This is a genomic window from Microbulbifer magnicolonia (genome assembly GCF_035117725.1).
Classification (GTDB): Bacteria; Pseudomonadota; Gammaproteobacteria; order Pseudomonadales; family Cellvibrionaceae; genus Microbulbifer; species Microbulbifer magnicolonia.
In genome coordinates this window covers 647,542-670,146 of the sequence record NZ_JAYEFD010000002.1, presented here as the reverse complement: position 1 = coordinate 670,146, position 22,605 = coordinate 647,542, and the positions used below count along the sequence as shown (strand labels likewise).

The following is a 22,605-nucleotide window of genomic DNA, read 5'->3' as shown; positions in this document are numbered from 1 at the left end:
GATTTGCCGCCCCCGGCCATTACCAGTAGTTTACGGGGTGCAAATAATCGACTGCATTTGACGAATAACAATCTGACAAAGCGCCGGCTCGAGCGGCCGGCAGAAGGATTTTTGAATGACCCACAATAAATCGGCGAAATTGTGCCAGCGGCTGCTGGGACTGACGGCGCTGGCGCTGGCCCTGCCGCTGACGGCGGTGGCCGAGTCCCCTGCCGCGGAAGCGAACCTGGATAAAAAGAAACAGGCCGAATCCTGGAACGTCAACAAGCCCCCTTATGAATTCAAACCGATCCTGCTGGACACCAGCGAGACCACCTGGAGCAACCTGGATATCAGCCCGGACGGCAGAACCATCATTTTCGATATGCTCGGCGACATCTACGAGATGCCGATAGCCGGCGGCGAGGCGAAAGCGCTGACCAACGAGATCGCCTGGAACATGCAGCCGCGCTTCAGCCCCGATGGCAAGTCCATCGTCTTCGTCAGCGACCGCGACGGCGCCGACAATATCTGGGTCATGGAGCGCAACGGCGACAACCTGCGCCAGCTGACCAAAGAGAAGGAAAACCTGCTGCATTCGCCCAACTGGAGTCCGGACGGCCAGTACCTGGTCGCGCGCAAGGGCTTTATGTCCGGGCGCAGCATTGCCGCCGGCGAGATCTGGATGTACCACTTCGGCGGCGGCGAAGGTCGCCAGCTGAAGGCGCGCCTCGGCGGCGATATAGCGCAGAAGAACATCGCCGATCCGGCCTTCTCCCCGGATGGCCGCTATATCTACTACTCCATCGATACCACGCCAGGCACGGTCTGGGAGTACAACAAGAACTCCACCCAGCAGATCTTCGCCATCAACCGCTATGACCTGCAGGACGGTGTGGAGGAGACCTTCATCTCCGGACCCGGCGGCGCCATAGCGCCGGTGCCGTCACCGGACGGCAGGCAGCTGGCCTTTATCCGCCGTCAGGACAACAAGACCACACTGTTCCTGAAAGATCTGGAAACCGGTCTGGAGACGCCGGTCTATTCGGGGCTGGAGCGCGACCTGCAGGAAACTTTTGGCTCGCACGGCAACTATGTACAGTACGACTGGATGCCCGACGGCGAGTCCCTGGTTGTCTGGACCGGGGGCAGATTCCTGCGCATCGCCGCCGATGGCGGTGACGTCAAGCAGATCGCCGCACACGTTAAAGTCGAGAAGCAGGTGGCCGAGGCGGTGCGCTTCCCGGTGGAGGTGGCGCCGGCAGAGTTCGATGTGAAGATGATCCGCTGGGCGCAGAAGTCGCCAGACGGCAAGCAGATCGCCTTCCAGGCCCTGGGCAAGATCTATATCCAGGACGTGGACAGCGGCGAGCGCCGCCGCCTGACCCGCCAGGATGACCACTTCGAGCTCTACCCCAGCTGGTCCCGCGACGGCCGGCAGATCACCTATGTGACCTGGGACGATGAAAAGCTCGGCCACGTGCGCGTGGTTTCCGCCCGCAGCGGCCGCGGTGAGAATATCACCGGCCAGCCGGGCCTGTATGTCGAACCGACTTTCTCGCCGAGTGGCGACACCGTGGCCTTCCGCCGCTTCACCGGCGGCTATCTATTGAGCCCCGAGTATTCGCTGGAGCCGGGCATCTACCTCGCGGACGCGGGCGGCGACTGGCAGCGCCGCATCGTCAAGTCCGGCTTCGAGCCCCATTTCGGCGCCGATGACGACCGCATCTACTTCTCCGACTTCGTGCACGAGGGTGGCGGCAAGCGGGTGCTGAAGAGCGTCGACACAAACGGCAAGGACGAGCGCGAGCACCTGCACGGCGCCGAGATCACCTCCTTCCGCCTGTCCCCGGACGGCCGCTGGGTGGCCTTTACCCAGGACTTCAAGGCCTATGTGGCGCCGTTTATGCACACCGGCAAGTCCGAGGCCATAGGACCGGACAGCAAAGCGGTGGCGGTTACCCAGGTCTCCAAGCGCGCCGGCGAGAACCTGCACTGGTCCGCGGACAGTGACACCCTGGGCTGGGCCCACGGGCCGAAACTCTATGAGCGGGAGCTGAAGGACGCCTTTGCCTTTGTCGGCGGCGCGCCTGCGGAGTTGCCGGAGCCGGTAGCCGAGGGGCTGGATCTCAGCTTCAGCCACAGGTTCGAGAACCACGGCAACCTCGTGGCGCTGACCGGCGGCACCGTGGTCACCATGCGCGACGCGGAAAAGTCGCAGGAAGTGATTGAAAATGGCACAGTGCTGTTCCGTGGCAACCGCATAGTCGCGGTGGGCGCGGCGGACGAGGTGGAAATTCCCGCGGGCGCCAGGCGTATCGATGTCAGCGGCAAGACTGTACTGCCCGGCCTGATCGACGCCCACGCCCACGGCGCTCAGGGTCGCGAGGAGATAATTCCGCAGCAGAACTGGAATCTCTTCTCCAGCCTCGCCTTCGGTGTCACCACCATTCACGATCCGTCCAACGACAGCAGCGAGATCTTCTCCGCCGCGGAGATGCAGAAGGCCGGCATCATCACCGGGCCGCGCATCTTCTCTACCGGCACCATCCTCTACGGCGCCAAGGGTCCGGGCTACAAGGCCAAGATCAACTCGCTGGAGGACGCCCAGTTCCACGTGGGGCGCCTGAAGGAGATGGGTGCGATTTCCGTGAAGAGCTACAACCAGCCCAGGAGGGAACAGCGCCAGCAGGTTCTGCAGGCCGCCCGTGAGCAGGGCATCATGGTGGTGCCGGAGGGCGGCGGCAAATACCAGCACAACATGAACATGATTGTGGACGGCCACACCGGCGTCGAGCACTCGCTGCCGATTGCCAACGTCTACGCCGACGTGGAGCAGCTGTGGAGCCAGACCCGTGTCGGCTACACGCCCACCTTTGTCGTGGCCTACGGCGGCCTGTCGGGCGAGTACTACTGGTACGACCGCACCGAAGTGTGGAAGAACCAGCGGCTGACCCGCTTCACACCGGACTTTATCGTCAACCCGCGCTCGATCCGCCGCCCCACCGCGCCGGATGCCCACTACAACCATGTCAACGTGGCGCGCCATGCCAAGCAGTTGCGCGACAGGGGTGTGACGGTGCATATCGGTGCCCACGGACAGCGCGAGGGCCTCGGCGCCCACTGGGAACTGTGGATGATGGAGCAGGGCGGCTTTACCCCCTGGGAAGCCTTCCGCGCCGGCACCATCGACGGCGCCCGCTACCTGGGCATGGACAGGGATATCGGCAGCATCGAGCCGGGCAAGCTGGCGGACCTGATCGTCGTGGACGGCAACCCGCTCGAGAACCTGCGCCGGTCGGAGAACATCACCTACACGGTGATCAACGGCCGCTTCTTCGAGGCGGAGACGATGAACGAGCTGGACAGCGAGGAGCGCCTGGCGTTCTTCCACGAGCGCCTGCCGATCAGCGCCATGCCGGCGCCGACGGCCGAGGCCATTCAGCAGAAAATGGAGCGGCATCACTGGGTGCACTGATGTGCACTGATGTGCCAGGTGTAGCGACACCATAGAAAAGGCCAGCGGGCAGAACCCGCTGGCCTTTTTTAATGGAGAGGAAAGGCTGCCGTCAGGCCTCGCTGGTTTCCTTTACCAGCGCATCGTCCAGCTCGGCGGCGCGCTTGATCGCGGGGCGCTCCTGCAGGCGCGCGAAGTAGTCGACGAATTCGGGGCGCTTCTCCATGGTGCCGAATTGCATGCCCCAGCCGATGTGGGAACCGACATAGACATCGGCGGCGGTGAAGCGCTCGCCCGCAATAAATGGATTGGCTTTTACCGCCAGTGACAGTGTGTCCATGGTATTCGCATAGTTGCCGTAGCCGAGCATCATCTGCTTGTCGGCATCCGGCTCACTGCCGAAAACGTTTTTGTTTGTGACCGCCGCCTCCACCGGACCCGCGGTGAAGAATAGCCAGCGGTAAAAGTTGGCCTTCTCCCTGTCGTCCCGCGGCGCCAGCCCCGCCTGCGGGAAAACCTCGGCAAGATAGGCGCAGATGGCGGCACACTCCGTGACCACATTGCCGCTGTGCACTATCGCCGGTACCTTGCCCATCGGATTGATAGACAGATACTCGGGCGACTTCATCGAGCCGCCGTATTCGAGTAGTTCCGTCTTATAGGGGACGCCGACTTCCTCGAGCATCCAGCGCACTATGCGGCCGCGTGACTGGGGGTTGGTGTAGAAAATCAATTCCTGGCTCATCGCTCTCTCCCTGAAGGTTGTTGAAGCCGCGGCAATTTAGGCATCAAATGCCAGTTCGCACGAGGGATATGCGCGCCAAAACGGGTCAGCCAAGCGGTATTCGAGGCAGAGGGGACACTCGGTCGCGTTAGTAGACTATGTGCGACTAGCTCGCGGCCGAACCCGCTGTCCCTGACATAGCCCCCCTGGGAGCCGGGTCAGTCGTGCTGAACCATGTCTTCGAGCCAGGTACGCAGGCGCTGCACTTCGGCTTCGCCGGCGTCTATCGCTTCCGCTGCTCTGGCGAACTCCATGCCACCGATATCTCGCACTTTAGGCATTATCAATACGTCAGGCGGAGAGCCTGCCAGGCGGCTGCGCTTGAGTCGCCGCTCGAGAATCTCCATGGCGGAAGACATGGTATCGAGCATACCGGGTGCGTCCTGCCCCCTCCTCCCCAGGCGCACCGTCAGTTGAGCGAGTTGCGCCTTCCCCTGCGCCACCAGGGTGTTGAAAGAAAGGGCGTCGCGTTCTTGTGATGCCGCGGCCATCTCCTCCACCACGGCGGCGGATTCCACCTCAGGCACCGGGGTCGCTTTGCTCACGACTTTCTTCACCATGCCCTGCTGTCGGTCCTGCAACGGTGCACCATCCTCGGTTACATCCACCGCAATCACCCGGGTTGCACCCATAGCGCGGCAGACGTCGATGGGCACGGGGTTCACCACGGCACCATCAACCAGCCAGCGGTCCGACAGGCGCTTGGGTGACAAGAGTCCCGGAATGGCGCAGGACGCGCTTACCGCGTCGCGCAGATTGCCGCGCTGCAGCCAGATCTCCTGGCCGCTGTGAAGATCTGTGGCGACCGCTGTGAAAGGGAGCGGGAGATCTTCAATTCGCTGGTGGTCGATGTTATCGAAGAAGGCATTGAACGGCTTCTTGCCGCCGAGCACACCGCCGCTCAAGGTCCAGTTGATATCCAGCAGAGAAAAAACCTGCCAGTTATCCAACCGCCGGACCCATTCCTCCAGCGCTTCCAAGTGGCCAGCTGCATAAGCTGCGCCGACGAAAGCCCCCATCGAAGTGCCCGCCACAACATGCGGGCGTATGCCCATTTGGTCGAGCGCTTTGAGCACACCGATATGGGAAAAACCCTTGGCGGCACCGCTGCCGAGCGCGATACCGATACGGGGTTCATGGTTGCTGTTCACTGGCGATATGCCCCTTTTCGATGTTGTGCGTTGAGGCTGCCGCGGCGACTGTGCGGCGCATGCGCTCGCAAGGCAGGGTACACGAGTTCCGTCGCAGAGAAAGAGTAAAGAAGAGGGTCACAAAAAAAGCAGCCGAAGCTGCTTTTTTTGTGTGCCGGCGAGCAGGCTCTTACAGGAAAGTCAGCGCCGCTTACTTGCCCGCCGCCTTGCGGATTGCCTGCAGGGTGCGCAGGCGCGCTTCGGCTTCGGCCAGCTGGGCGGAGATGCGCGCATAGTCGATTTCCGAGGGCGCCTTGTGCAGGGCGTGGGCCGCTTCCTCGCGGGCCTTTTCCGCTGCCTCTTCGTCGATTTCACGCTCGGCTACATCCGCGAGGATGGTCACCATACTCGGCTGCACCTCGGCATAGCCGCCGCTGACGAACAGCACTTCCTCTTCACCACCTTTCTTGATGATGCGCACCGGACCGGGTTTCAGAGCGGTGAGCAGCTGCGCGTGACCGTAGGAGATGCCCAGCTCCCCTTCGATCCCGCTCACGATCACCATCTCCACCAGTCCGGAGAAGAGCGACTGCTCGGCGCTGACAACGTCACAATGTACTGTCATGGCCATATTGTCTGCCTCTGTCGCTTAGCCCTTCGCCTTGTTGGCTTTTTCCACCGCTTCGTCGATGGTGCCTACCATGTAGAAGGCCTGCTCAGGCATGTGGTCGTATTCGCCGTTCAGGATACCCTGGAAACCGCGAATGGTTTCTTTCAGCGGTACGTATTTGCCCGGTGCACCGGTAAATACTTCCGCCACGTGGAACGGCTGGGACAGGAAGCGCTCGATCTTACGCGCGCGCGCAACGATCTGCTTGTCTTCCTCGGACAGCTCGTCCATACCCAGGATGGCGATGATGTCCTTCAGCTCCTTGTAGCGCTGCAGTACGGACTGCACGCCGCGGGCCACTTCGTAGTGCTCCTGGCCGATCACCAGCGGGTCCAGCTGGCGCGAGGTGGAGTCGAGCGGATCAACAGCCGGGTAGATACCCTTGGCGGCGATGTCGCGGCTCAGCACCACGGTGGAGTCCAGGTGCGCGAAGGTGGTGGCCGGAGACGGGTCGGTGTTGTCGTCCGCCGGTACGTAAACCGCCTGGATGGAGGTAATAGAGCCGGTCTTGGTGGAGGTAATACGCTCCTGCAGCACACCCATCTCTTCCGCCAGGGTCGGCTGGTAACCTACCGCAGACGGCATACGGCCGAGCAGGGCGGATACTTCGGTACCGGCCAGCGTATAGCGGTAGATGTTGTCGACGAACAGCAGTACGTCGCGACCTTCGTCACGGAATTTTTCCGCCATGGTCAGACCGGTCAGGGCCACGCGCAGACGGTTGCCCGGCGGCTCGTTCATCTGGCCGTACACCATCGCTACCTTGGACTTGCTGAAGTCCTCGACGTTCACAACGCCGGCTTCCTGCATCTCGTGGTAGAAGTCGTTACCTTCACGGGTACGCTCACCAACACCGGCGAACACGGACAGACCGGAGTGCTCGGTGGCGATGTTGTTGATCAGTTCCATCATGTTGACGGTCTTGCCCACGCCGGCGCCGCCGAACAGGCCGACCTTACCGCCCTTGGCGAACGGGCACACCAGGTCGATGACCTTGATGCCGGTTTCCAGCAGGTCGTTGGAGCTGGCCAGCTCTTCGTAGCTCGGGGCAGCGCGGTGAATGGAGGCGCGCTCTTTCTCACCGATAGGGCCGCATTCGTCGATCGGGTTGCCGAGTACGTCCATGATGCGGCCCAGGGTCTCGTGGCCGACCGGCACGGAGACCGGCGCTCCAGTATTGGTCACCGCCAGTCCGCGGCTCACACCTTCAGAAGAACCCATCGCAATAGCGCGTACAACGCCATCGCCCAGCTGCTGCTGCACTTCCATGGTGAGGTTCTTTTCCTCACACACGAGTGCGTCGTAGACCTTCGGTACGGAATCGCGTGGAAACTCCACGTCGATGACCGCGCCGATCACTTGCACAATTTGTCCGTTACTCATTTCCGGATCCTCAACTTTAAATTCTGTCTTCGGCCGCCCGTTCGCCTGCGAACTCCAGGAGATCAGACCGCTGCGGCGCCGCCCACAATCTCGGACAGCTCCTGCGTGATGGCCGCCTGGCGCGCCTTGTTGTACACAAGCTGCAAATCGTCGATCAGGTCACCGGCGTTGTCGGTGGCGTTCTTCATTGCAATCATGCGCGCGGCCTGCTCACAGGCCTTGTTTTCAACCACTGCCTGGTACACCTGGGACTCGATATAGCGAGCCAGCAGGCCATCCAGCAACTCGACGGCATCGGGCTCGTAGAGGTAGTCCCACTCGTGCTTCAGCATTTCGTCGTCGTCTTTCGGCAGCGGCAGCAATTGCTCGACGCGCGGCTTCTGCGACATGGTGTTGATGAACTCGTTGGACACCAGGAACAGACGATCGATATCGCCCTCCGCAAAGCGGTCCATCATCACCTTGACCGAGCCGATCAGCTTGTTTGCCTGGGGCTCGTCGCCCAGGTCGCGCAGCGCAGCGACGACCTTGCCGCCGATGGCGTTGAAGAAACCGGCTGCCTTGTTACCTACGGCACAGATCTCGACATCGACGCCTTTCTGCGACCAGGCCTGCATTTCGCGGATAGCCGCCTTGAACACATTGATGTTCAGGCCGCCGCACAGACCGCGGTCGGTGGATACCAGGATAAATCCGACCCGCTTGGCCTCGCGCTCCTGCAGGTAGATATGCTGGTATTCCGCATTGGCGTGGGCGACGTGGCCGATCACCGCGCGTATGCGCTGGGCGTATGGACGCCCCAGTGCCATGCGATCCTGAGCCTTGCGCATCTTACTCGCCGCGACCATTTCCATCGCGGAGGTAATCTTCTGCGTGCTCTTGATGCTGGCAATTTTTGTGCGTATTTCTTTTCCGCCTGCCATTGTGATTTACCTTTTTGCTCGATTCTTCCTTCATTCCGGCCCCCACCCGACGGGCGGGGGCCGGAGGCGGAATTACCAGCTACCGGTGGCGACGAACTTCTCGATGGCAGCCTTGAACGCTGCGTCGATCTCGTCGTTGTAGTCACCGGTGCTGTTCACTTTTGCCATCAGCTCTGCGTGTTCGCTGTTCATGTAAGCGAGCAGGGCGGATTCGAAGTCGAGCACTTTGGCAACTTCCACGTTCTTCAGGAAACCCTTGTCGGCGGCGTAAACGGAAACAGCCATGTCCGCGATAGACAGCGGCGAGTACTGCTTCTGCTTCATCAGCTCGGTAACGCGCGCGCCGTGGTCCAGCTGGGCCTTGGTGGCCTCGTCCAGGTCGGAGGCAAACTGGGAGAATGCCGCCAGTTCACGGTACTGGGCCAGCGCCGTACGGATACCACCGGACAGCTTCTTGATCACCTTGGTCTGCGCCGCACCACCAACGCGGGATACGGAGATACCCGGGTTGATCGCCGGGCGGATACCGGCGTTGAACAGGTCGGTTTCCAGGAAGATCTGGCCGTCGGTAATGGAGATCACGTTGGTCGGTACGAACGCGGAAACGTCGCCGGCCTGGGTCTCGATGATCGGCAGCGCGGTCAGGGAGCCGGTCTTGCCTTTCACTTCGCCGTTGGTGAACTTCTCGACGTAATCGGCGTTGACGCGCGCGGCGCGCTCCAGCAGACGGGAGTGCAGGTAGAAAACGTCACCCGGGTAAGCTTCGCGGCCCGGCGGGCGCTTCAGCAGCAGGGAGATCTGGCGGTAGGCCCAGGCCTGCTTGGTCAGATCGTCGTAGATGATCAGCGCATCTTCACCGCGGTCGCGGAAGTACTCGCCCATGGAACAGCCGACGTACGGCGCCAGGAACTGCATCGCGGCCGGGTCGGCGGCGCCGGCGGCAACCACGATGGTGTGATCCATCGCACCGTGCTCTTCCAGCTTGCGCACCACGTTGGCAATAGAAGACTGCTTCTGGCCGATCGCAACGTAGATACACTTAATGCCAGTGCCTTTCTGGTTGATGATGGCATCGATGGCAACGGCGGTCTTACCGATCTGGCGGTCGCCGATGATCAGCTCACGCTGGCCGCGGCCGATCGGGATCATGGTATCGATCGCTTTCAGACCGGTCTGTACCGGCTGGTCTACGGACTGACGCGCGATAACGCCGGGCGCTACCTTTTCCACCGCGTCGGTCAGCTTGGCGTTTACCGGACCTTTACCGTCGATCGGATTGCCCAGCGCGTCTACTACGCGGCCCAGCAGTTCCGGACCCACCGGGGTCTCCAGAATGCGACCGGTGCAGCGGCACTTCTGACCTTCGGCCAGGGATTTGTAATCGCCCAGGATTACCGCACCGACAGAGTCGCGCTCCAGGTTCAGCGCCATACCGTAGACGCCACCCTCGAACTCGATCATCTCACCGTACATCACATCGGCCAGGCCGTGGATGCGGATGATACCGTCGGATACGGAAACAATGGTGCCCTCGTTCTGGGCTTCAGTGCTCACATCGAGATTCTCGATGCGGCTCTTGATGATTTCACTGATCTCAGAGGGATTCAGTTGCTGCATGCTCTGTTCCTCAAGTCCCCGGACTCCATGCGCAGTCCGGGAAAGAAATTTAGGAGTTCATCGCCTCGGCGAGCTTGGCCAGACGGCCGCGCACGGTGCCGTCGATGACCGTGTCACCGGCTCGGATGATCGCGCCGCCCAGCAGGCTTTCGTTCACCGAGCTGTGCAGATGGATTTCGCGTTCGAACTTCTTGCTGAGCGCCTGGGTCAACTGCTGCGCCTGCGCATCGCTGAGCGGGCGCGCGGATACCACTTCGACATCCAGGGTGGCTTCCGCCTGCGCTTTCAGCGTCTCGAACAGCTCGAAAATCTCCGGCAGCAGAACCAGGCGATGGTTCTCCGCCAGCAACCGGATGAAATTCTTTCCGGAATCGCCGAGCTCATCTGCACAGATCGACAGGAATTTATCTGCGCGCTGATCGCTGGTGAGCTGCGGGTTATCCAGCAACTCACGTACTTTTTCGCTCTGGCTGACCGCCGCCGCAGTAGCGAGCGCAGCGCTCCAACCGGCGAGGTCGGAGGCCTGCTGCGCGTAACTGAATGCCGCTTTGGCGTAGGGCCGGGCCAGTGTGCTGAGTTCCGCCATGGGGTTCCTCGCTTACAGCTCGGCTGCCAGTTTTTCGATCAGATCGTCGTGCACCTTGGCGTCGATATTGACCGAGAGAATTTTCTCCGCACCGGCAACAGACAGCTCGGCAACGCGGCTGCGCAGCTGCTCCTTGGCGCGGTTCACTTCCTGGTCGATCTCCGCTTTGGCCGCGGACTTCAGGCGGTCACCTTCAGTCAGGGCAGCCTGCTTGGCTTCATCGATAATCTGGTTGGCGCGCTTGTTGGCGCCATCGATGATTTCCGCAGCACGCTCCTTGGCTTCCTTCAGCTGCTCGGCAGCCTTGCGCTTGGCCAGCTCCAGGTCTTTACCTGCGCGCTCGGCCTCCTGGAGACCGGTCGCGATCTTCTGCTCGCGCTCCTTCATCACGCCCAGCAGGGGCGGCCAGACAAATTTCCAGCAGAACCAGACGAAAAACAGGAAGGTAATCGACTGGCCGATTAGAGTCAGGTTGATATTCACACCGACACCTCTTGCTCTTTGCTCTTTATCAAAAGAACGGGGGGGTTAAGGGCAATTGGAACGATGGAATTAACCAGCCAGACCAGGAGCTACCGCGAAGATCAGGTACATGGCGATACCAACACCGATCATCGGCACGGCGTCGAGCAGACCCGCCATCAGGAACATTTTGCCCTGCAGGGCCGGAGCCTGTTCCGGCTGACGCGCAGAACCTTCCAGCAGCTTGCCGCCCAGGGTGCCGAAACCGATAGCGGTACCCAGTGCGCCCAGACCGATCAGCAGTGCGCTCGCGATGTAAACCAGACCTAATGCTTCCATTGTGTTCTCCAAATTAAAGGTAAAGAGTTGTTGTAAAGGTTGATTAAAGGGTTAACTGTCGAAACTTTTTATTCAGTACTACTGGTCGTGCTCGTGCTCTTCATCGCGATGGTGTGCCATCGCCATATACACGGTGGTGAGCACCATGAACACGAATGCCTGCAGGGTGATGACCAGTACGTGGAAAATCGCCCAACCCATATGCATCAGGCCGGCGCCGATAAAGCCCAGTACGCCCACGCCGAACACGATCGCGATCAGAATAAAGATCATCTCGCCCGCATAGAGGTTGCCGAACAGACGCAGGCCGAGAGAGATCGGCTTGGCGATCAGGGAAACCGCTTCCAGCAGGAAGTTGAACGGGATCAGCAGGATGTCGAAGTACCACTTGCCGGTGTGGAACGGGTGCAGGGTCAGCTCCTTGATAAAGCCGAGCGCGCCCTTTTCCCTGATGCTGAAGATAATCATCAGCGCGAACACCGCCAGCGCCATGCCCAGGGTGGCATTGGGGTCGGTGGTGGGCACGACTTTGAAGAAGAGGTGATCGTTGCCGGAAGCCTTGGCCGCGACCATCGGCAGCCAATCCACCGGGATCAGATCCATCAGGTTCATCAGGAAGACCCACACGAAGATGGTCAGCGCCATCGGGGCGACCATGCTGTTGCGGTGCGGGAAGGTTTCCTTGACCAGCCTGTCGATGAAGTCAGTGACCAGCTCGACAAAGCTCTGCAGGCCGCCGGGCACGCCCGCGGTGGCCTTCCTGGCGGCGGTGGCGAACAGGAAGCAGAACAGCAGGCCCAGGGCGATGGACCAGCCGAGGGTGTCCAGGTGAACGGCCCAGAAACCCATGTCCGCAGCTTCCTGCGAAGAGTGGGCCAGGGTCCAGGTGGGCTCACTGAGCACAGTACCATCTGCGCGGGTATAGCCGGCCGGCAGTTTGCCGTAGGCCATATTCTGCAGGTGGTGTTGGATATACTCCGTCGCGGTTTGAGCTTCGCCTGCCATAGTTCCTCAACAATCGTAAATTAAGAATTCTTTACCGTGCCGGTCAGCGGACCAGGCGCGCCACCAGGAGCCAATGCACGATCACACAGAGGCCGTAGGCGATAAACAGGGCCGCCGGATTCAGCGGCCTGACCGCGGCGAATACCGCCGCAAATCCCAGCAGGGTCAAGACAAACTTGCCCGTTTCCGCGCGGTAGAAGTTGCCTACCACCCGGTTTGCTGCGCGCGCACCGCGTTCTCGCGGGTGCCCTTGAAAGGCGCGCAGACCAAAATACGCATTCGGCAGTGCGCACAGGGCACCGCCGAGAATCACGGAGAGCGCAGCCACTGGCCTGTCATACAGGTGCAATACCGCAGCCGCGGCCGATACCAGCAGGAGCTGTACCGCGGCTATTACGAACACCGGGGGTTTTGTCATAGGCGGGACAAGCCGACCCTGGTTGCTAAGACCTGATTGTTCAGGACGTTTCAGTGCGCTTTCCGCCCAAATTTTGGGCGTGCGAATTATAGGAGCAACCGCATTGCCGGTTCAACCGGCAAATGTCGCCAAGTTGTTTAATTTTCTATGGTTTTTGCGCGCAATTAATCAGCGTAGTAAGTGTTTGCCAACCAAAGCTCCGCGCGCCAAAAAGGCGCAACTTTTCCCCGCCCGATGGTGGAGGGGGTCAATCCTCACGGTACCCCAGATGGGCGAGGATGCCGTCCAGCTCGTCCAGGCTGCTGTATTTCAGCACCAGCCGGCCGACGCCCTTGTCGCTGTGATCGATGTGGACAGGCACGCCGATCTTCTCCGCGAGACGCTCGGTCAGGCGGCGGATATTCGGATCCTCCTTCGGCTTGGCCGGCGCGGGATGGAGCGCCTGCTGCTGCAGGCGGCGCACCAGAGCTTCGGTCTGGCGCACGGTGAGACCGCGCTCCACCACCTGGCGCGCCGCGGCCCGCTGCGATTCGCCGGCCAGGCCGAGCAGGGCCTTGGCATGCCCGAGCTCCAGGTCGCCGCGCTCGAGAAAGGTGCGCACCTCATCGGTCAGGCTCAGCAGGCGCAGCAGGTTGGTCACCGCGGTGCGGGACTTGCCCACCGCATCGGCCACTTCCTGCTGAGTCAGCTGGAACTCGTCCTGCAGGCGCTTCAGCGCCGCGGCCTCCTCGATGGGATTCAGGTCCTCGCGCTGGATATTCTCGATCAGCGCCATGGCGATGGCGGCCTCGTCCGGCACCTCGCGGATCAGCGCCGGCACCCGGTCCAGTGCCGCCAGCTGGGCGGCGCGCCAGCGGCGCTCTCCGGCAATGATCTCGTACTTGTGCTCGCCGACCGGGCGCACCACGATCGGCTGCATGATGCCCTGCGCGCGGATCGAGTCGGCCAGCTCCTGCAGGGATTCCTGCGGGAAGTCGCGGCGCGGCTGGTAGCGGCCACGCTGCAGGAATTCGATCGGCAGTTCGCGCAGTTCGCCGTCGGCGATCTTCGCCGCACCCTCACCGGTGGCGACCGCGATGGCATCGCTGGCGTTGTTACTGATCAGGTGAGACAGGCCCCGGCCCAGCCCCTTGCGTTTGGCGGCCATAGTATTACCTCTTAACCCGCTTCCGCCGCCGGGCGGCCGTGGTTGGAACTTTGGTTAGCAGCACCGGGATTGGCGGCGTGGCGGCGGGTCATCTCGCCGGCCAGCGCCAGGTAGGCAATGGCGCCCTTCGAGTGGCGGTCGTAATCCAGCGCCGGCTTGCCAAAACTCGGGGCCTCCGCCAGGCGCACATTGCGCGGGATGCAGGTGCGGTAGAGGCGCTCGCCGAAATACTCAGACAGCTGCTCTGACACATCACTGGTCAGGCTGTTGCGGGGATCGTACATGGTGCGCAGTATGCCCTCGATCTTCAGCCCCGGGTTGGCGGCGCGCTGGATCTGGGTGATGGTGTCGACCAGTGCGGACAGCCCTTCGAGCGCGTAGTACTCGCACTGCATTGGGATCAAGACCCCGTGCGCGGCGCAGAGGGCGTTGACCGTGAGCATATTCAGGGACGGCGGGCAGTCGATGACGATGTAATCGTATTGGTCGGCGACATCGCGCAGGGCGCGGCGCAGGCGCGATTCGCGCCCCTCCATATTCAGCAGCTCGACCTCGGCGGCAGACAGATCGCCATTGGCGGGCATCAGGTCGTAACCGCTCTCGGTGGTGACTATCGCCTTGCGCGCCGGCAGCTCGCTGGCCAGCACATCGTACGCTGACAGCTGCAGCTCACTCTTGTCCACCCCGCTGCCCATGGTGGCATTGCCCTGGGGATCGAGGTCGATCAGCAGCACGCTGCGCTTGTTGGCGACCAGGGAAGCGGCCAGATTGACACAGGTAGTGGTCTTGCCCACACCACCTTTCTGGTTGGCCACAGCAAATATCTTGCTCAAGGTTCTTATCCTTTGTTCTCCCGAAAAGCGCTCTCCCGGATGCTTTTCGAGTTTCGCCGCGGAAAGCCGGCATCAGTGGGCACTCCTCTCCGTGAACAGGGAGTGCACAGGTATTGCAAAATTCAGAGTCTCAATTTGCGGGATTTACGCCAGGCTGCCGCGCCCCTCTATCATGTCGGGCTCGCGGGCGAGGACGATAAGGTGGCGATCCGCGTCGCAACCCGGTACCGACAGGGGGTGCACTCGCTCGACCTTAATCCCTTTTGGAAGTGCGCTCAACTCATCTTCCGGCACTTTGCCCTTCATAGCGTAAAACCTTCCCCCCGGCGCTAGCAAGTGCTCACTTCCGCGCACCATGTCCACAACGGAGGCAAAGGCGCGCGAAACGACTGCGGCGAACTTCTGCGCCGGCTCGAATTCTTCCACGCGCGCATTGGCCACCTGCACATTGGGCAGCGGCAGCGTCGTCGCCACCTGGAACAGGAAACGGGTCTTCTTGCCGTTGCTGTCCAGCAGGGTCACCGGCCTTTCCGGGTGGACTATCGCCAGCGGAATGCCGGGCAGGCCGCCGCCGCTGCCGACATCGATCAGCGGGCCGTCGCCGCACAGGTTCACCACGCTGAGGCTGTCGATGATGTGCCGCTCCAGCATCTGCTGTGGATCGCGGATGGCGGACAGGTTGTAGGCCGCATTCCAGCGCGAAAACAACGCCAGGTATTCCAGCAACAGGTCCTGCTGCCCGGCGCTCAGCTCGACCGACAGCTGTGCCGCGGCCTCCCGCAGGCGCGGGCGAAATTCTTCCATCTGCAGAGAAATTGTCGGATCCCCCAATTCACCCCGCGGGGCTTCAGTTGCGACTGTAGGCGCGACCGGTGGCCGCGATCCGAGCCCGGTAGACTCCCGCCGCCGCATCGCGGCCACGGGCGGACGGCCGCCCCGCCGCTCCTACAAATTTCGTCGGTTAGACCGCCTTCTTGCGCGTCAGCAGGCCGCGCTTCTTCAGCTGGATCAGCAGCAGCGACACGGCCGCCGGAGTAACCCCCGGGATCCTCGAGGCGCGCGCCAGCGTGTCCGGACGGGTCTCACCCAGCTTCTGCTTCACCTCGCTGGAGAGACCGGAAACCAGGCTGTAATCGAAGTCCGCCGGGATGGGCGTGTCCTCGTAGGCCTGCAGCCGCTCGATCTCATCGCGCTGGCGGTCGATATAGCCCGCGTATTTGGCGGCTATCTCCACTTGTTCGGCAACGCTCTCGTCCTCGACCGGCGCGCCTTTGAGCGACGCCACATCGGCGTAGCCCAGTTCGGGGCGGCGCAGCAGGTCCATCAGGCTGTACTCGCGCGCCAGCGGCTGCGGCAGCTTGGTCTCTACCGCGGCGGCCTGGGGGGTCTGCGGGTGCACCCAGGTGTCGCGCAGCCGCTGCTCTTCGCGAACGATCGCCTCGCGCTTGGCGCTGAAGGCCATCCAGCGGGCGTCGTCGACCAGTCCCAGCTCGCGGCCCTTTTCGGTCAGGCGCAGGTCCGCGTTGTCCTCGCGCAGCAGCAGCCGGTACTCGGCGCGGCTGGTGAACATGCGGTAGGGCTCCCGGGTGCCGCTGGTGATCAGATCATCCACCAGTACGCCGAGATAGGCCTCGTCGCGGCGCGGCGACCAGGGCTCGCGGCCCTGCGCCTGCAACGCGGCATTGGCGCCGGCAAGCAGGCCCTGGGCGGCGGCCTCCTCGTAGCCGGTGGTGCCGTTGATCTGGCCGGCGAAGTAGAGCCCCTGAATAAATTTGGTTTGCAGGGACGGCAGCAGATCGCGCGGGTCGAAGAAGTCGTACTCGATCGCGTAGCCGGGACGGGTGATATGCGCGTTTTCGAACCCCTTGATCGAGTGCACCAGCGCTATCTGTACATCGAATGGCAGGCTGGTGGAGATGCCGTTCGGGTACAGCTCGTTGGTGGTCAGCCCCTCGGGCTCGATAAAGATCTGGTGGCTGTCCTTGTCGGCGAAGCGGTGCACCTTGTCCTCGATGGAAGGGCAGTAGCGCGGGCCCACCCCCTCGATCACGCCGGAATACATTGGCGAGCGGTCGAGGCCGCCGCGGATGGCGTCGTGGGTGCGGCTGTTGGTGTGGGTAATCCAGCAGCACACCTGACGCGGGTGCTGGGAGCGCGCGCCCAGATAGGACATCACCGGGGTCGGCGTGTCGCCCCACTGCTCCTCCAGGCCGCTGAAATCTACCGAGCGTGCGTCGATGCGCGGCGGCGTGCCGGTCTTCAGCCGCTCGACGCGGAAGGGCAGTTCGCGCAGCCGCTCGGCCAGCGCGATCGAGGGCGGGTCACCGGCGCGGCCGCCGGAGTGGCTGTCGAGGCCGATATGAATGCGGCCGCCGAGGAAGGTACCGGCGGTGATCACCACGGTTTTGCCGCGGAAGCGCACCCCCGCGTTGGTGACCACACCGACCACACGGTCGCCCTCGACGATCAGATCGTCCGCCGCCTGCTGGAAAATCTCCAGGTTTTGCTGGCGCTCGAGGAACGCGCGGATGGCCGCGCGGTAGAGGGCGCGGTCCGCCTGGGCGCGGGTAGCGCGCACGGCCGGGCCCTTGCGCGCATTCAGCACGCGAAACTGGATACCCGCCAGGTCCGTCGCCTCGGCCATGGCGCCGCCGAGTGCGTCTACTTCCTTGACCAGGTGGCTCTTGCCGATACCGCCGATGGCCGGGTTGCAGGACATCTGCCCCAGCGTCTCGATGTTGTGGGTCAGCAGCAGCGTGGAGGCCCCCATACGCGCGGCCGCAAGCGAGGCCTCGGTGCCGGCATGGCCGCCGCCGATCACGATGACGTCATAGGTTTTGGGGAAATCCATAGCTGTAGCCACAGGCGGTGAAAATGGGCGCACATTTTATAGGCAGCGGACAGACGACAGCAATTGGTGTCGGTCGAAATTTGCCTTTTGCAACTTTAAGGCGACATGGCGATGCCCGCTTGTCGGCTGATCGGTCGAGTCCGGCCGTGTTCTTTTAACTCTTAATTAACTTATACATTCCTTGTATTGGTAGTGTTTTGTATTTGTTGTTGTTATTAGGGGCGCCGGTTTTCGGTATAAGTCCTTTAATTCCAATGAAATCAATGAGTTATGTTGCCTTTCTGGCTGCGGGTAACCACTTGGCCGGGGCCCGAGCAACCGCTGTAGAGGCCTGTGGACAGACGGGATAACTTTGGGCCTTTATCCGTTGGGGTGAAGTTATGCCCGCCCGCTGCCGCAGCTTTTTGGCGCAGTTACCCCCGCTTTTGCCCACAGGCTGCCGGTGATACCTGAGGTCTGTGGGTGTTTTGCTTGGTTTGATGGGGGCTGCCTGTGGGTAAGTGGTTGCCTTGGATAAGTCTGTGTATAGCTGTGCGCAACTTTTGTGGTTTCTCAGTGAGCTTGCCGGTATGCGTGCTGCCGGTGCATTTGCGGCGCTAACCTGAGCGGGGGAATGGCGTGAGTTCGTGGGCTTGGCGGAGTGGGCGGGAGATCTCGGGAGGGGCTCCCGAGGTCCTCCCGAGGTCCTAGGTATTCCCAGGACGGGCTACTTGCCGATACAGAAGCTGCCGAAAATCTTGCCGAGCAGGTCGTCGGCGCTGACGGCACCGGTAATCTCGCCCAGTGCCTGTTGCGCCTGGCGCAGGTCTTCGGCGAGGAGTTCCCCGGCGCCGCTGGCGTGGAGCTGGGCGGCCCCCTGTTCGATAAAGGCGCGGGCGCGGGCCAGTGACTCCAGGTGGCGGCGGCGGGCGCTGAAGTTGCCCTCTGCGGCGCCGCTGTAGCCCATGCACTGCTTCAGGTGCTCCTTCAGCGACTCGAGGCCGGCACCGGTCCTGGCGCTGATGGCGATCACCGGCACGCCATCGGTGTGGGCCTGCAGGCCGGCGCTGTAGTCGGTGAGATCTATTTTGTTCAGCACCAGGGTGAGCTTTTCCGCGTCCGGCAGCTGCGCGGTGAATTCCGGCCACACGGCTTCCGGGTCCAGGGATCTGGCCTGCTGGGCGTCGACCAGCAAAAGCACGCGGTCGGCGTGGCGAATCTCTTCCCAGGCGCGCTCGATGCCGATCTGCTCCACGCGATCCGGTGCGTCGCGCAGTCCGGCGGTATCGGCGAACTGCAGCGGCATACCGTCGATGTCGACATGCTCGCGCAGTATGTCTCGGGTGGTACCGGCGATATCGGTAACGATTGCCGCGTCGCGACCGGCCAGTGCGTTCAGCAAACTGGACTTGCCAGCGTTCGGGCGGCCGGCGATGGCGACCCGCATGCCCTCGCGCAGGATGCTGCCCTGGCGCGCCTGGGTCTCGACCGCGGCCAGCTGCGCCAGCAGGGCGCCGAGATCAGCGGCGACCTTGCCGTCGGCAAGAAAATCGATTTCCTCTTCGGGAAAATCGATGGATGCTTCGACGTAAATACGTAAATGCGTGAGATTTTCGACTAAGTCTTCGATTTTTTCGGAAAATACCCCCTGCAGGGAGCGCAGCGCATTGCGTGCCGCCTGGGCGCTGCCCGCCTCGATCAGGTCGGCAATCGCCTCGGCCTGGGCCAGATCTATCTTGTCGTTGAGGAAGGCGCGCTCTGAGAACTCCCCCGGGCGGGCCTGGCGCGCGCCCAGCTCGATGGCGGCGTGCAGCATCTGATCGAGGATCACCGGACCGCCGTGCCCCTGCAGCTCCACCACGTCCTCGCCGGTAAAGGAGTTCGGACCGGGGAAGAAAAGGGCGATGCCCTGGTCGATCAGCTGTTCGCCGTGGAAGAAATCGCGGTAGTGGGCGCGACGCGGTTGTAGTGCGCGCGCGCCGCAGATGTTGCGGGCAATCTCCAGGGCCCGGGTGCCCGACAGGCGGATTATGCCGATGCCGCCGCGGCCCGGGGCGGTGGCGACGGCGGCGATGGTGTCGCGGCTGAGGCTTTGTTCGGTCATGGTTCGAGTTTACTCGCAAAGCAAAGAGGCCGCTGATGCGGCCTCTTTGTCGTACTTGTGTGTGCTGGGATCAGACCTTGCCGGCTTCCACCTGCTTGTTGATATACCAGGTTTGGCCGATGGTGATCAGGTTGTTGGCGATCCAGTAGAGCACCAGGCCGGCCGGGAACCACAGGAAGAAGAAAGTCATCATCACTGGCATCAGCTGCATGATGCGCGCCTGGGTCGGGTCGGTGGGTTGGGGGTTCAGCTTCTGCATAAACCACATGGAGGCGCCCATCAGCACCGGCAGGATAAAGTAGGGATCCTTGGCGGACAGGTCGTGGATCCACAGGATCCAGGGCGCGTGGCGCAGCTCGACGGTCTCGGTCAGCATCCAGTAGAGGGCGATGAAGACCGGCATCTGCAGCAGTATCGGCAGGCAGCCGCCCATGGGGTTGATCTTCTCGCGGCGGTAGAGCTTCATGGTCTCTTCCGCCAGCTTTTGCCGGTTGTCCTTGTACTGCTCCTGCAGTTTCTTCATCTGCGGCGCGAACTTGCGCATGCGCGCCATGGACTTGGTGCCGGCGGCGGACAGGGGGAACAGCAGCGCCTTGATAAACACGGTCAGCAGGATGATCGCCCAGCCCCAGTTGCTGACGATATGCTCCTGGATAAAGTGCAGTACCCGGAACAGCGGCTTGGCGATCCACCAGAGCCAGCCGTAATCGACGGTCAGGTCCAGGTAGGGTGAGATTTCCTCTAGGCGGTAGACGTCTTTCGGGCCGGCGTAAAATGCCGCGCTGAGCTCGCCCTGGGTGCCGCCCGGAATCTGCACTTGCGGCGACGTGAAGCCCATGCGGAACAGGCCACTGGACAGCTGGCGCAGCTCGAAGGTGTTGCGCACGTTTTGCGGCGGCACCCAGGCGCTCAGGAAGTAGTGCTGGACCATGGCGACCCAGCCGCCCTCCACACTGGTGCGCGTGGGGCTCTCGGCGATCTCTTCGAAGTCCTGCTTGAAGTAGTTTTCCTCGGAGGTGTGCAGTGCGGCGCCGAGAAAGGGCGCCACGCCGATGCCCGCATCGACCGGCGGCTCGCGGTCGTCGCGCTTGATCTGGCCGAACAGGGCCGCGGTCCAGGTCGCGTCGCTGGTGTTGTCCACCAGGTAGGAGACATCGATCAGGTAGTCGCCGCGGCTGAAGGTAAAGCGCTTGGTGATATTGGCGCCCTGTTGCTGCAGGGTGAGGTCGACAACCAGGGCGTCCTGGCCCTCACTCAGCGCGTACTGGGTCTTTTCGGCGGAGAACAGCGGGCGGCCGGCGGCACTGTCCGTGCCGTTTCGGCCGATCAGGCCACTCTGCGCGATATAGGTGTGATCGCGGGTTTGGTTCAGCAGGATCAGCGGGCGGTCCGGTGTGTGCAGCTCTTCCTCAAACTGGCGCAATGCGACCTTGACGATGTCGCCGCCGCGCGGATCAATAAACAGCTCGAACACATCGGTGGTCACGCTGATCAGCTGGCGCTCTGCCGGGGCGGCACTGTCACTGGTGCCATCCGGGGTCTGCAGTTGCGGTACATCGCTGTCGCCGGTAGCGGTGCCGGGCACCGTCGCCGTGCCGCGGTTGTGGCTGGGCATCTCAGTGCGGATGACCGTTTCGCGGTCTACGGCCGGCGTGTGCTGTTCCTTGAATTCGTTCCACTGAAAAATCAGGGCCAGAACAACTGCGGCGATTCCGCCCAGCAGCGTGTAGCGTTGCCAATCCATCTTGTTACCTAGAGATTGTTCTTGATGTGGGGCGGGGGAACCGGGTCCATGCCGCCGGGATGCCAGGGGTGGCATTTTATAAGGCGACGCGCGGTTAAATAACCCCCTTTTAGGAATCCGTGGGTTTTTAATGCCTCTTCCGCATAATGGGAGCAGGTCGGGTAGAAGCGGCACTGGTTGCCGACCCAGGGGCTGGCCAGATAGCGGTAGATGTGGATTAGCTTGATCGCCAGCCAGTTCATTTCGGTTTGGCCGCTGCAGGCTGTTGCGCGCGGTTGGCCAGCTTGCGCCACAACTTGTTCAACAGTTTAGCCAGTGCCGCCTTGTCGAGATCTGCAACGCCCGGGCGCGCGAGCACCACGGCGTCAATGGCCGGCAGGTCGTGTTGGCACAGGCGAAAGGTTTCGCGGGCGATTCGCTTGATACGATTGCGATCGCTGGCGTTGCGGACGTGTTTCTTGGCAATCACCAGACCCAGGCGCGGGTGGCCGAGATCATTGCGGCAGGCGAGAATCAGCAGATTGGGGTGCGCGGCGCGTATCTGGTTGTCGTTGAAGACCGCGCGATACTGCGCCGCGTTGAGCAGGCGCAGCGGCTTGGCAAATCCGAAGTCGCTGCGCGCCTGTTGCATATAGAAGAAAGCCTTCCCCGATTACGGGGTGGGATCTTATGCAGACAGTACTTTGCGACCTTTGGCACGGCGACGGGCCAGAACTTTACGGCCGTTCTTGGTTGCCATGCGGGCGCGGAAACCGTGGGTGCGCTTGCGCTTCAAGTTGCTGGGTTGAAAAGTGCGTTTCATTGTCTTGCTACCTGAGACTTTGTATTCGGAAATTCATGGGCCGTCCCCTCGCGGGTGGACCCGGCCGCGGCCTGGACTCCGGTACCGGTATAGAGCCGGTGCGGACGGAGCTATGCGCTGCGAAGGCGGCGGATTGTATAGAAAGGCAGCAGTGAAATCAACGCGCCCGGCCGGGAATATTTGTGACCGGTGCTCGGTGGGTCGGGGCATTTTGGGCGCCCCTGCGCCAAGTAGTTGAGCGGGCAGGGGTATTTCAGGCTGCCCACCGTTTGATACCAAGATATACACAGATTGTTGTGGATAAGTGTGACCCTTGCGGGTGGCGCCGCTGTTTAATAAGTGTGCAAGTCTTTGATTGTAGGGCGGTTTTCGCCGGCTTTTTTTCCCTGATG

The 22,605-nt window shown here is 62.2% G+C and carries 21 protein-coding genes; 1 reads left to right on the top strand and 20 read right to left on the bottom strand.

Going from position 1 to position 22,605, the window contains the following annotated elements; genetic code table 11:
- Nucleotides 1-115 precede the first annotated feature (115 nt).
- On the top strand, nucleotides 116-3,457 hold the full coding sequence (locus tag RRF64_RS12165) for an amidohydrolase family protein (RefSeq protein WP_323846154.1): 3,342 nt from the start codon (nucleotides 116-118) through the stop codon (nucleotides 3,455-3,457).
- 91 nt (nucleotides 3,458-3,548) lie between these two features.
- On the opposite strand, the gene RRF64_RS12160 is transcribed toward RRF64_RS12165, so the two are convergent.
- From RRF64_RS12160 to rpmH, 20 genes are all read right to left on the bottom strand, one after another.
- A complete protein-coding gene (locus RRF64_RS12160) occupies nucleotides 3,549-4,181 on the bottom strand; it encodes a glutathione S-transferase family protein (protein ID WP_323846153.1) in 633 nt (210 codons plus the stop codon).
- A 197-nt stretch (nucleotides 4,182-4,378) separates the two neighbouring features.
- Nucleotides 4,379-5,371, bottom strand: coding sequence for a patatin-like phospholipase RssA (gene rssA, locus RRF64_RS12155; protein ID WP_323846152.1), 993 nt, complete (start codon nucleotides 5,369-5,371; stop codon nucleotides 4,379-4,381).
- Between the two features lie 190 nt (nucleotides 5,372-5,561).
- Complete coding sequence (locus RRF64_RS12150) at nucleotides 5,562-5,981, bottom strand: F0F1 ATP synthase subunit epsilon (protein ID WP_323846151.1); 420 nt, start codon at nucleotides 5,979-5,981, stop codon at nucleotides 5,562-5,564.
- An 18-nt stretch (nucleotides 5,982-5,999) separates the two neighbouring features.
- A complete protein-coding gene (atpD, locus tag RRF64_RS12145; protein ID WP_323846150.1) occupies nucleotides 6,000-7,403 on the bottom strand; it encodes a F0F1 ATP synthase subunit beta in 1,404 nt (467 codons plus the stop codon).
- A 62-nt stretch (nucleotides 7,404-7,465) separates the two neighbouring features.
- A complete protein-coding gene (gene atpG / locus RRF64_RS12140) occupies nucleotides 7,466-8,326 on the bottom strand; it encodes a F0F1 ATP synthase subunit gamma (protein WP_323846149.1) in 861 nt (286 codons plus the stop codon).
- A 72-nt stretch (nucleotides 8,327-8,398) separates the two neighbouring features.
- Nucleotides 8,399-9,943, bottom strand: coding sequence for a F0F1 ATP synthase subunit alpha (atpA, locus tag RRF64_RS12135; RefSeq protein WP_323846148.1), 1,545 nt, complete (start codon nucleotides 9,941-9,943; stop codon nucleotides 8,399-8,401).
- A gap of 49 nt (nucleotides 9,944-9,992) precedes the next feature.
- A complete protein-coding gene (locus RRF64_RS12130) occupies nucleotides 9,993-10,529 on the bottom strand; it encodes a F0F1 ATP synthase subunit delta (RefSeq protein WP_323846147.1) in 537 nt (178 codons plus the stop codon).
- A 12-nt stretch (nucleotides 10,530-10,541) separates the two neighbouring features.
- A complete protein-coding gene (locus RRF64_RS12125) occupies nucleotides 10,542-11,012 on the bottom strand; it encodes a F0F1 ATP synthase subunit B (protein WP_323846146.1) in 471 nt (156 codons plus the stop codon).
- Between the two features lie 69 nt (nucleotides 11,013-11,081).
- Nucleotides 11,082-11,330, bottom strand: coding sequence for a F0F1 ATP synthase subunit C (gene atpE / locus RRF64_RS12120; RefSeq protein ID WP_067084854.1), 249 nt, complete (start codon nucleotides 11,328-11,330; stop codon nucleotides 11,082-11,084).
- 78 nt (nucleotides 11,331-11,408) lie between these two features.
- Nucleotides 11,409-12,335, bottom strand: coding sequence for a F0F1 ATP synthase subunit A (atpB, locus tag RRF64_RS12115; protein WP_323846145.1), 927 nt, complete (start codon nucleotides 12,333-12,335; stop codon nucleotides 11,409-11,411).
- A 43-nt stretch (nucleotides 12,336-12,378) separates the two neighbouring features.
- Entirely contained in the window at nucleotides 12,379-12,753 is a 375-nt protein-coding gene (locus RRF64_RS12110; RefSeq protein WP_323846144.1) for an ATP synthase subunit I, read from the bottom strand.
- Between the two features lie 247 nt (nucleotides 12,754-13,000).
- On the bottom strand, nucleotides 13,001-13,900 hold the full coding sequence (locus tag RRF64_RS12105) for a ParB/RepB/Spo0J family partition protein (RefSeq protein ID WP_323846143.1): 900 nt from the start codon (nucleotides 13,898-13,900) through the stop codon (nucleotides 13,001-13,003).
- Between the two features lie 11 nt (nucleotides 13,901-13,911).
- Entirely contained in the window at nucleotides 13,912-14,733 is an 822-nt protein-coding gene (locus RRF64_RS12100; protein ID WP_323846142.1) for a ParA family protein, read from the bottom strand.
- Nucleotides 14,734-14,877: 144 nt separating this feature from the next.
- On the bottom strand, nucleotides 14,878-15,537 hold the full coding sequence (gene rsmG, locus RRF64_RS12095) for a 16S rRNA (guanine(527)-N(7))-methyltransferase RsmG (RefSeq protein ID WP_323846141.1): 660 nt from the start codon (nucleotides 15,535-15,537) through the stop codon (nucleotides 14,878-14,880).
- Between the two features lie 157 nt (nucleotides 15,538-15,694).
- Nucleotides 15,695-17,584, bottom strand: a complete 1,890-nt coding sequence (gene mnmG, locus RRF64_RS12090) for a tRNA uridine-5-carboxymethylaminomethyl(34) synthesis enzyme MnmG (RefSeq protein ID WP_323846140.1) — start codon at nucleotides 17,582-17,584, stop codon at nucleotides 15,695-15,697.
- Between the two features lie 706 nt (nucleotides 17,585-18,290).
- Complete coding sequence (mnmE, locus tag RRF64_RS12085) at nucleotides 18,291-19,667, bottom strand: tRNA uridine-5-carboxymethylaminomethyl(34) synthesis GTPase MnmE (RefSeq protein WP_323846139.1); 1,377 nt, start codon at nucleotides 19,665-19,667, stop codon at nucleotides 18,291-18,293.
- A 70-nt stretch (nucleotides 19,668-19,737) separates the two neighbouring features.
- Nucleotides 19,738-21,411 carry a membrane protein insertase YidC gene (gene yidC, locus RRF64_RS12080; protein ID WP_323846138.1) on the bottom strand — a complete coding sequence of 558 codons (1,674 nt, stop codon included), beginning with the start codon at nucleotides 21,409-21,411 and terminating at the stop codon, nucleotides 19,738-19,740.
- Nucleotides 21,412-21,419: 8 nt separating this feature from the next.
- Entirely contained in the window at nucleotides 21,420-21,653 is a 234-nt protein-coding gene (yidD, locus tag RRF64_RS12075) for a membrane protein insertion efficiency factor YidD (RefSeq protein ID WP_323846137.1), read from the bottom strand.
- Nucleotides 21,650-22,042, bottom strand: a complete 393-nt coding sequence (gene rnpA, locus RRF64_RS12070) for a ribonuclease P protein component (protein WP_323846136.1) — start codon at nucleotides 22,040-22,042, stop codon at nucleotides 21,650-21,652. The genes yidD and rnpA overlap by 4 nt, the downstream gene beginning before the upstream one ends.
- A gap of 36 nt (nucleotides 22,043-22,078) precedes the next feature.
- On the bottom strand, nucleotides 22,079-22,213 hold the full coding sequence (gene rpmH / locus RRF64_RS12065) for a 50S ribosomal protein L34 (protein ID WP_067157157.1): 135 nt from the start codon (nucleotides 22,211-22,213) through the stop codon (nucleotides 22,079-22,081).
- Between the last annotated feature and the right edge of the window lie 392 nt (nucleotides 22,214-22,605).

What these genes read in the sequence shown, in the direction of transcription:
- RRF64_RS12165 (WP_323846154.1), top strand. Translation starts at nt 116, where the DNA reads ATGACCCACAATAAATCGGCGAAATTGTGCCAGCGGCTGCTGGGACTG.
- RRF64_RS12160 (WP_323846153.1), bottom strand. Translation starts at nt 4,181, where the DNA reads ATGAGCCAGGAATTGATTTTCTACACCAACCCCCAGTCACGCGGCCGC.
- RRF64_RS12150 (WP_323846151.1), bottom strand. Translation starts at nt 5,981, where the DNA reads ATGGCCATGACAGTACATTGTGACGTTGTCAGCGCCGAGCAGTCGCTC.
- atpD (WP_323846150.1), bottom strand. Translation starts at nt 7,403, where the DNA reads ATGAGTAACGGACAAATTGTGCAAGTGATCGGCGCGGTCATCGACGTG.
- atpG (WP_323846149.1), bottom strand. Translation starts at nt 8,326, where the DNA reads ATGGCAGGCGGAAAAGAAATACGCACAAAAATTGCCAGCATCAAGAGC.
- atpA (WP_323846148.1), bottom strand. Translation starts at nt 9,943, where the DNA reads ATGCAGCAACTGAATCCCTCTGAGATCAGTGAAATCATCAAGAGCCGC.
- RRF64_RS12130 (WP_323846147.1), bottom strand. Translation starts at nt 10,529, where the DNA reads ATGGCGGAACTCAGCACACTGGCCCGGCCCTACGCCAAAGCGGCATTC.
- atpE (WP_067084854.1), bottom strand. Translation starts at nt 11,330, where the DNA reads ATGGAAGCATTAGGTCTGGTTTACATCGCGAGCGCACTGCTGATCGGT.
- atpB (WP_323846145.1), bottom strand. Translation starts at nt 12,335, where the DNA reads ATGGCAGGCGAAGCTCAAACCGCGACGGAGTATATCCAACACCACCTG.
- RRF64_RS12110 (WP_323846144.1), bottom strand. Translation starts at nt 12,753, where the DNA reads ATGACAAAACCCCCGGTGTTCGTAATAGCCGCGGTACAGCTCCTGCTG.
- RRF64_RS12105 (WP_323846143.1), bottom strand. Translation starts at nt 13,900, where the DNA reads ATGGCCGCCAAACGCAAGGGGCTGGGCCGGGGCCTGTCTCACCTGATC.
- rsmG (WP_323846141.1), bottom strand. Translation starts at nt 15,537, where the DNA reads ATGGAAGAATTTCGCCCGCGCCTGCGGGAGGCCGCGGCACAGCTGTCG.
- mnmG (WP_323846140.1), bottom strand. Translation starts at nt 17,584, where the DNA reads ATGGATTTCCCCAAAACCTATGACGTCATCGTGATCGGCGGCGGCCAT.
- mnmE (WP_323846139.1), bottom strand. Translation starts at nt 19,667, where the DNA reads ATGACCGAACAAAGCCTCAGCCGCGACACCATCGCCGCCGTCGCCACC.
- yidC (WP_323846138.1), bottom strand. Translation starts at nt 21,411, where the DNA reads ATGGATTGGCAACGCTACACGCTGCTGGGCGGAATCGCCGCAGTTGTT.
- yidD (WP_323846137.1), bottom strand. Translation starts at nt 21,653, where the DNA reads ATGAACTGGCTGGCGATCAAGCTAATCCACATCTACCGCTATCTGGCC.
- rnpA (WP_323846136.1), bottom strand. Translation starts at nt 22,042, where the DNA reads ATGCAACAGGCGCGCAGCGACTTCGGATTTGCCAAGCCGCTGCGCCTG.
- rpmH (WP_067157157.1), bottom strand. Translation starts at nt 22,213, where the DNA reads ATGAAACGCACTTTTCAACCCAGCAACTTGAAGCGCAAGCGCACCCAC.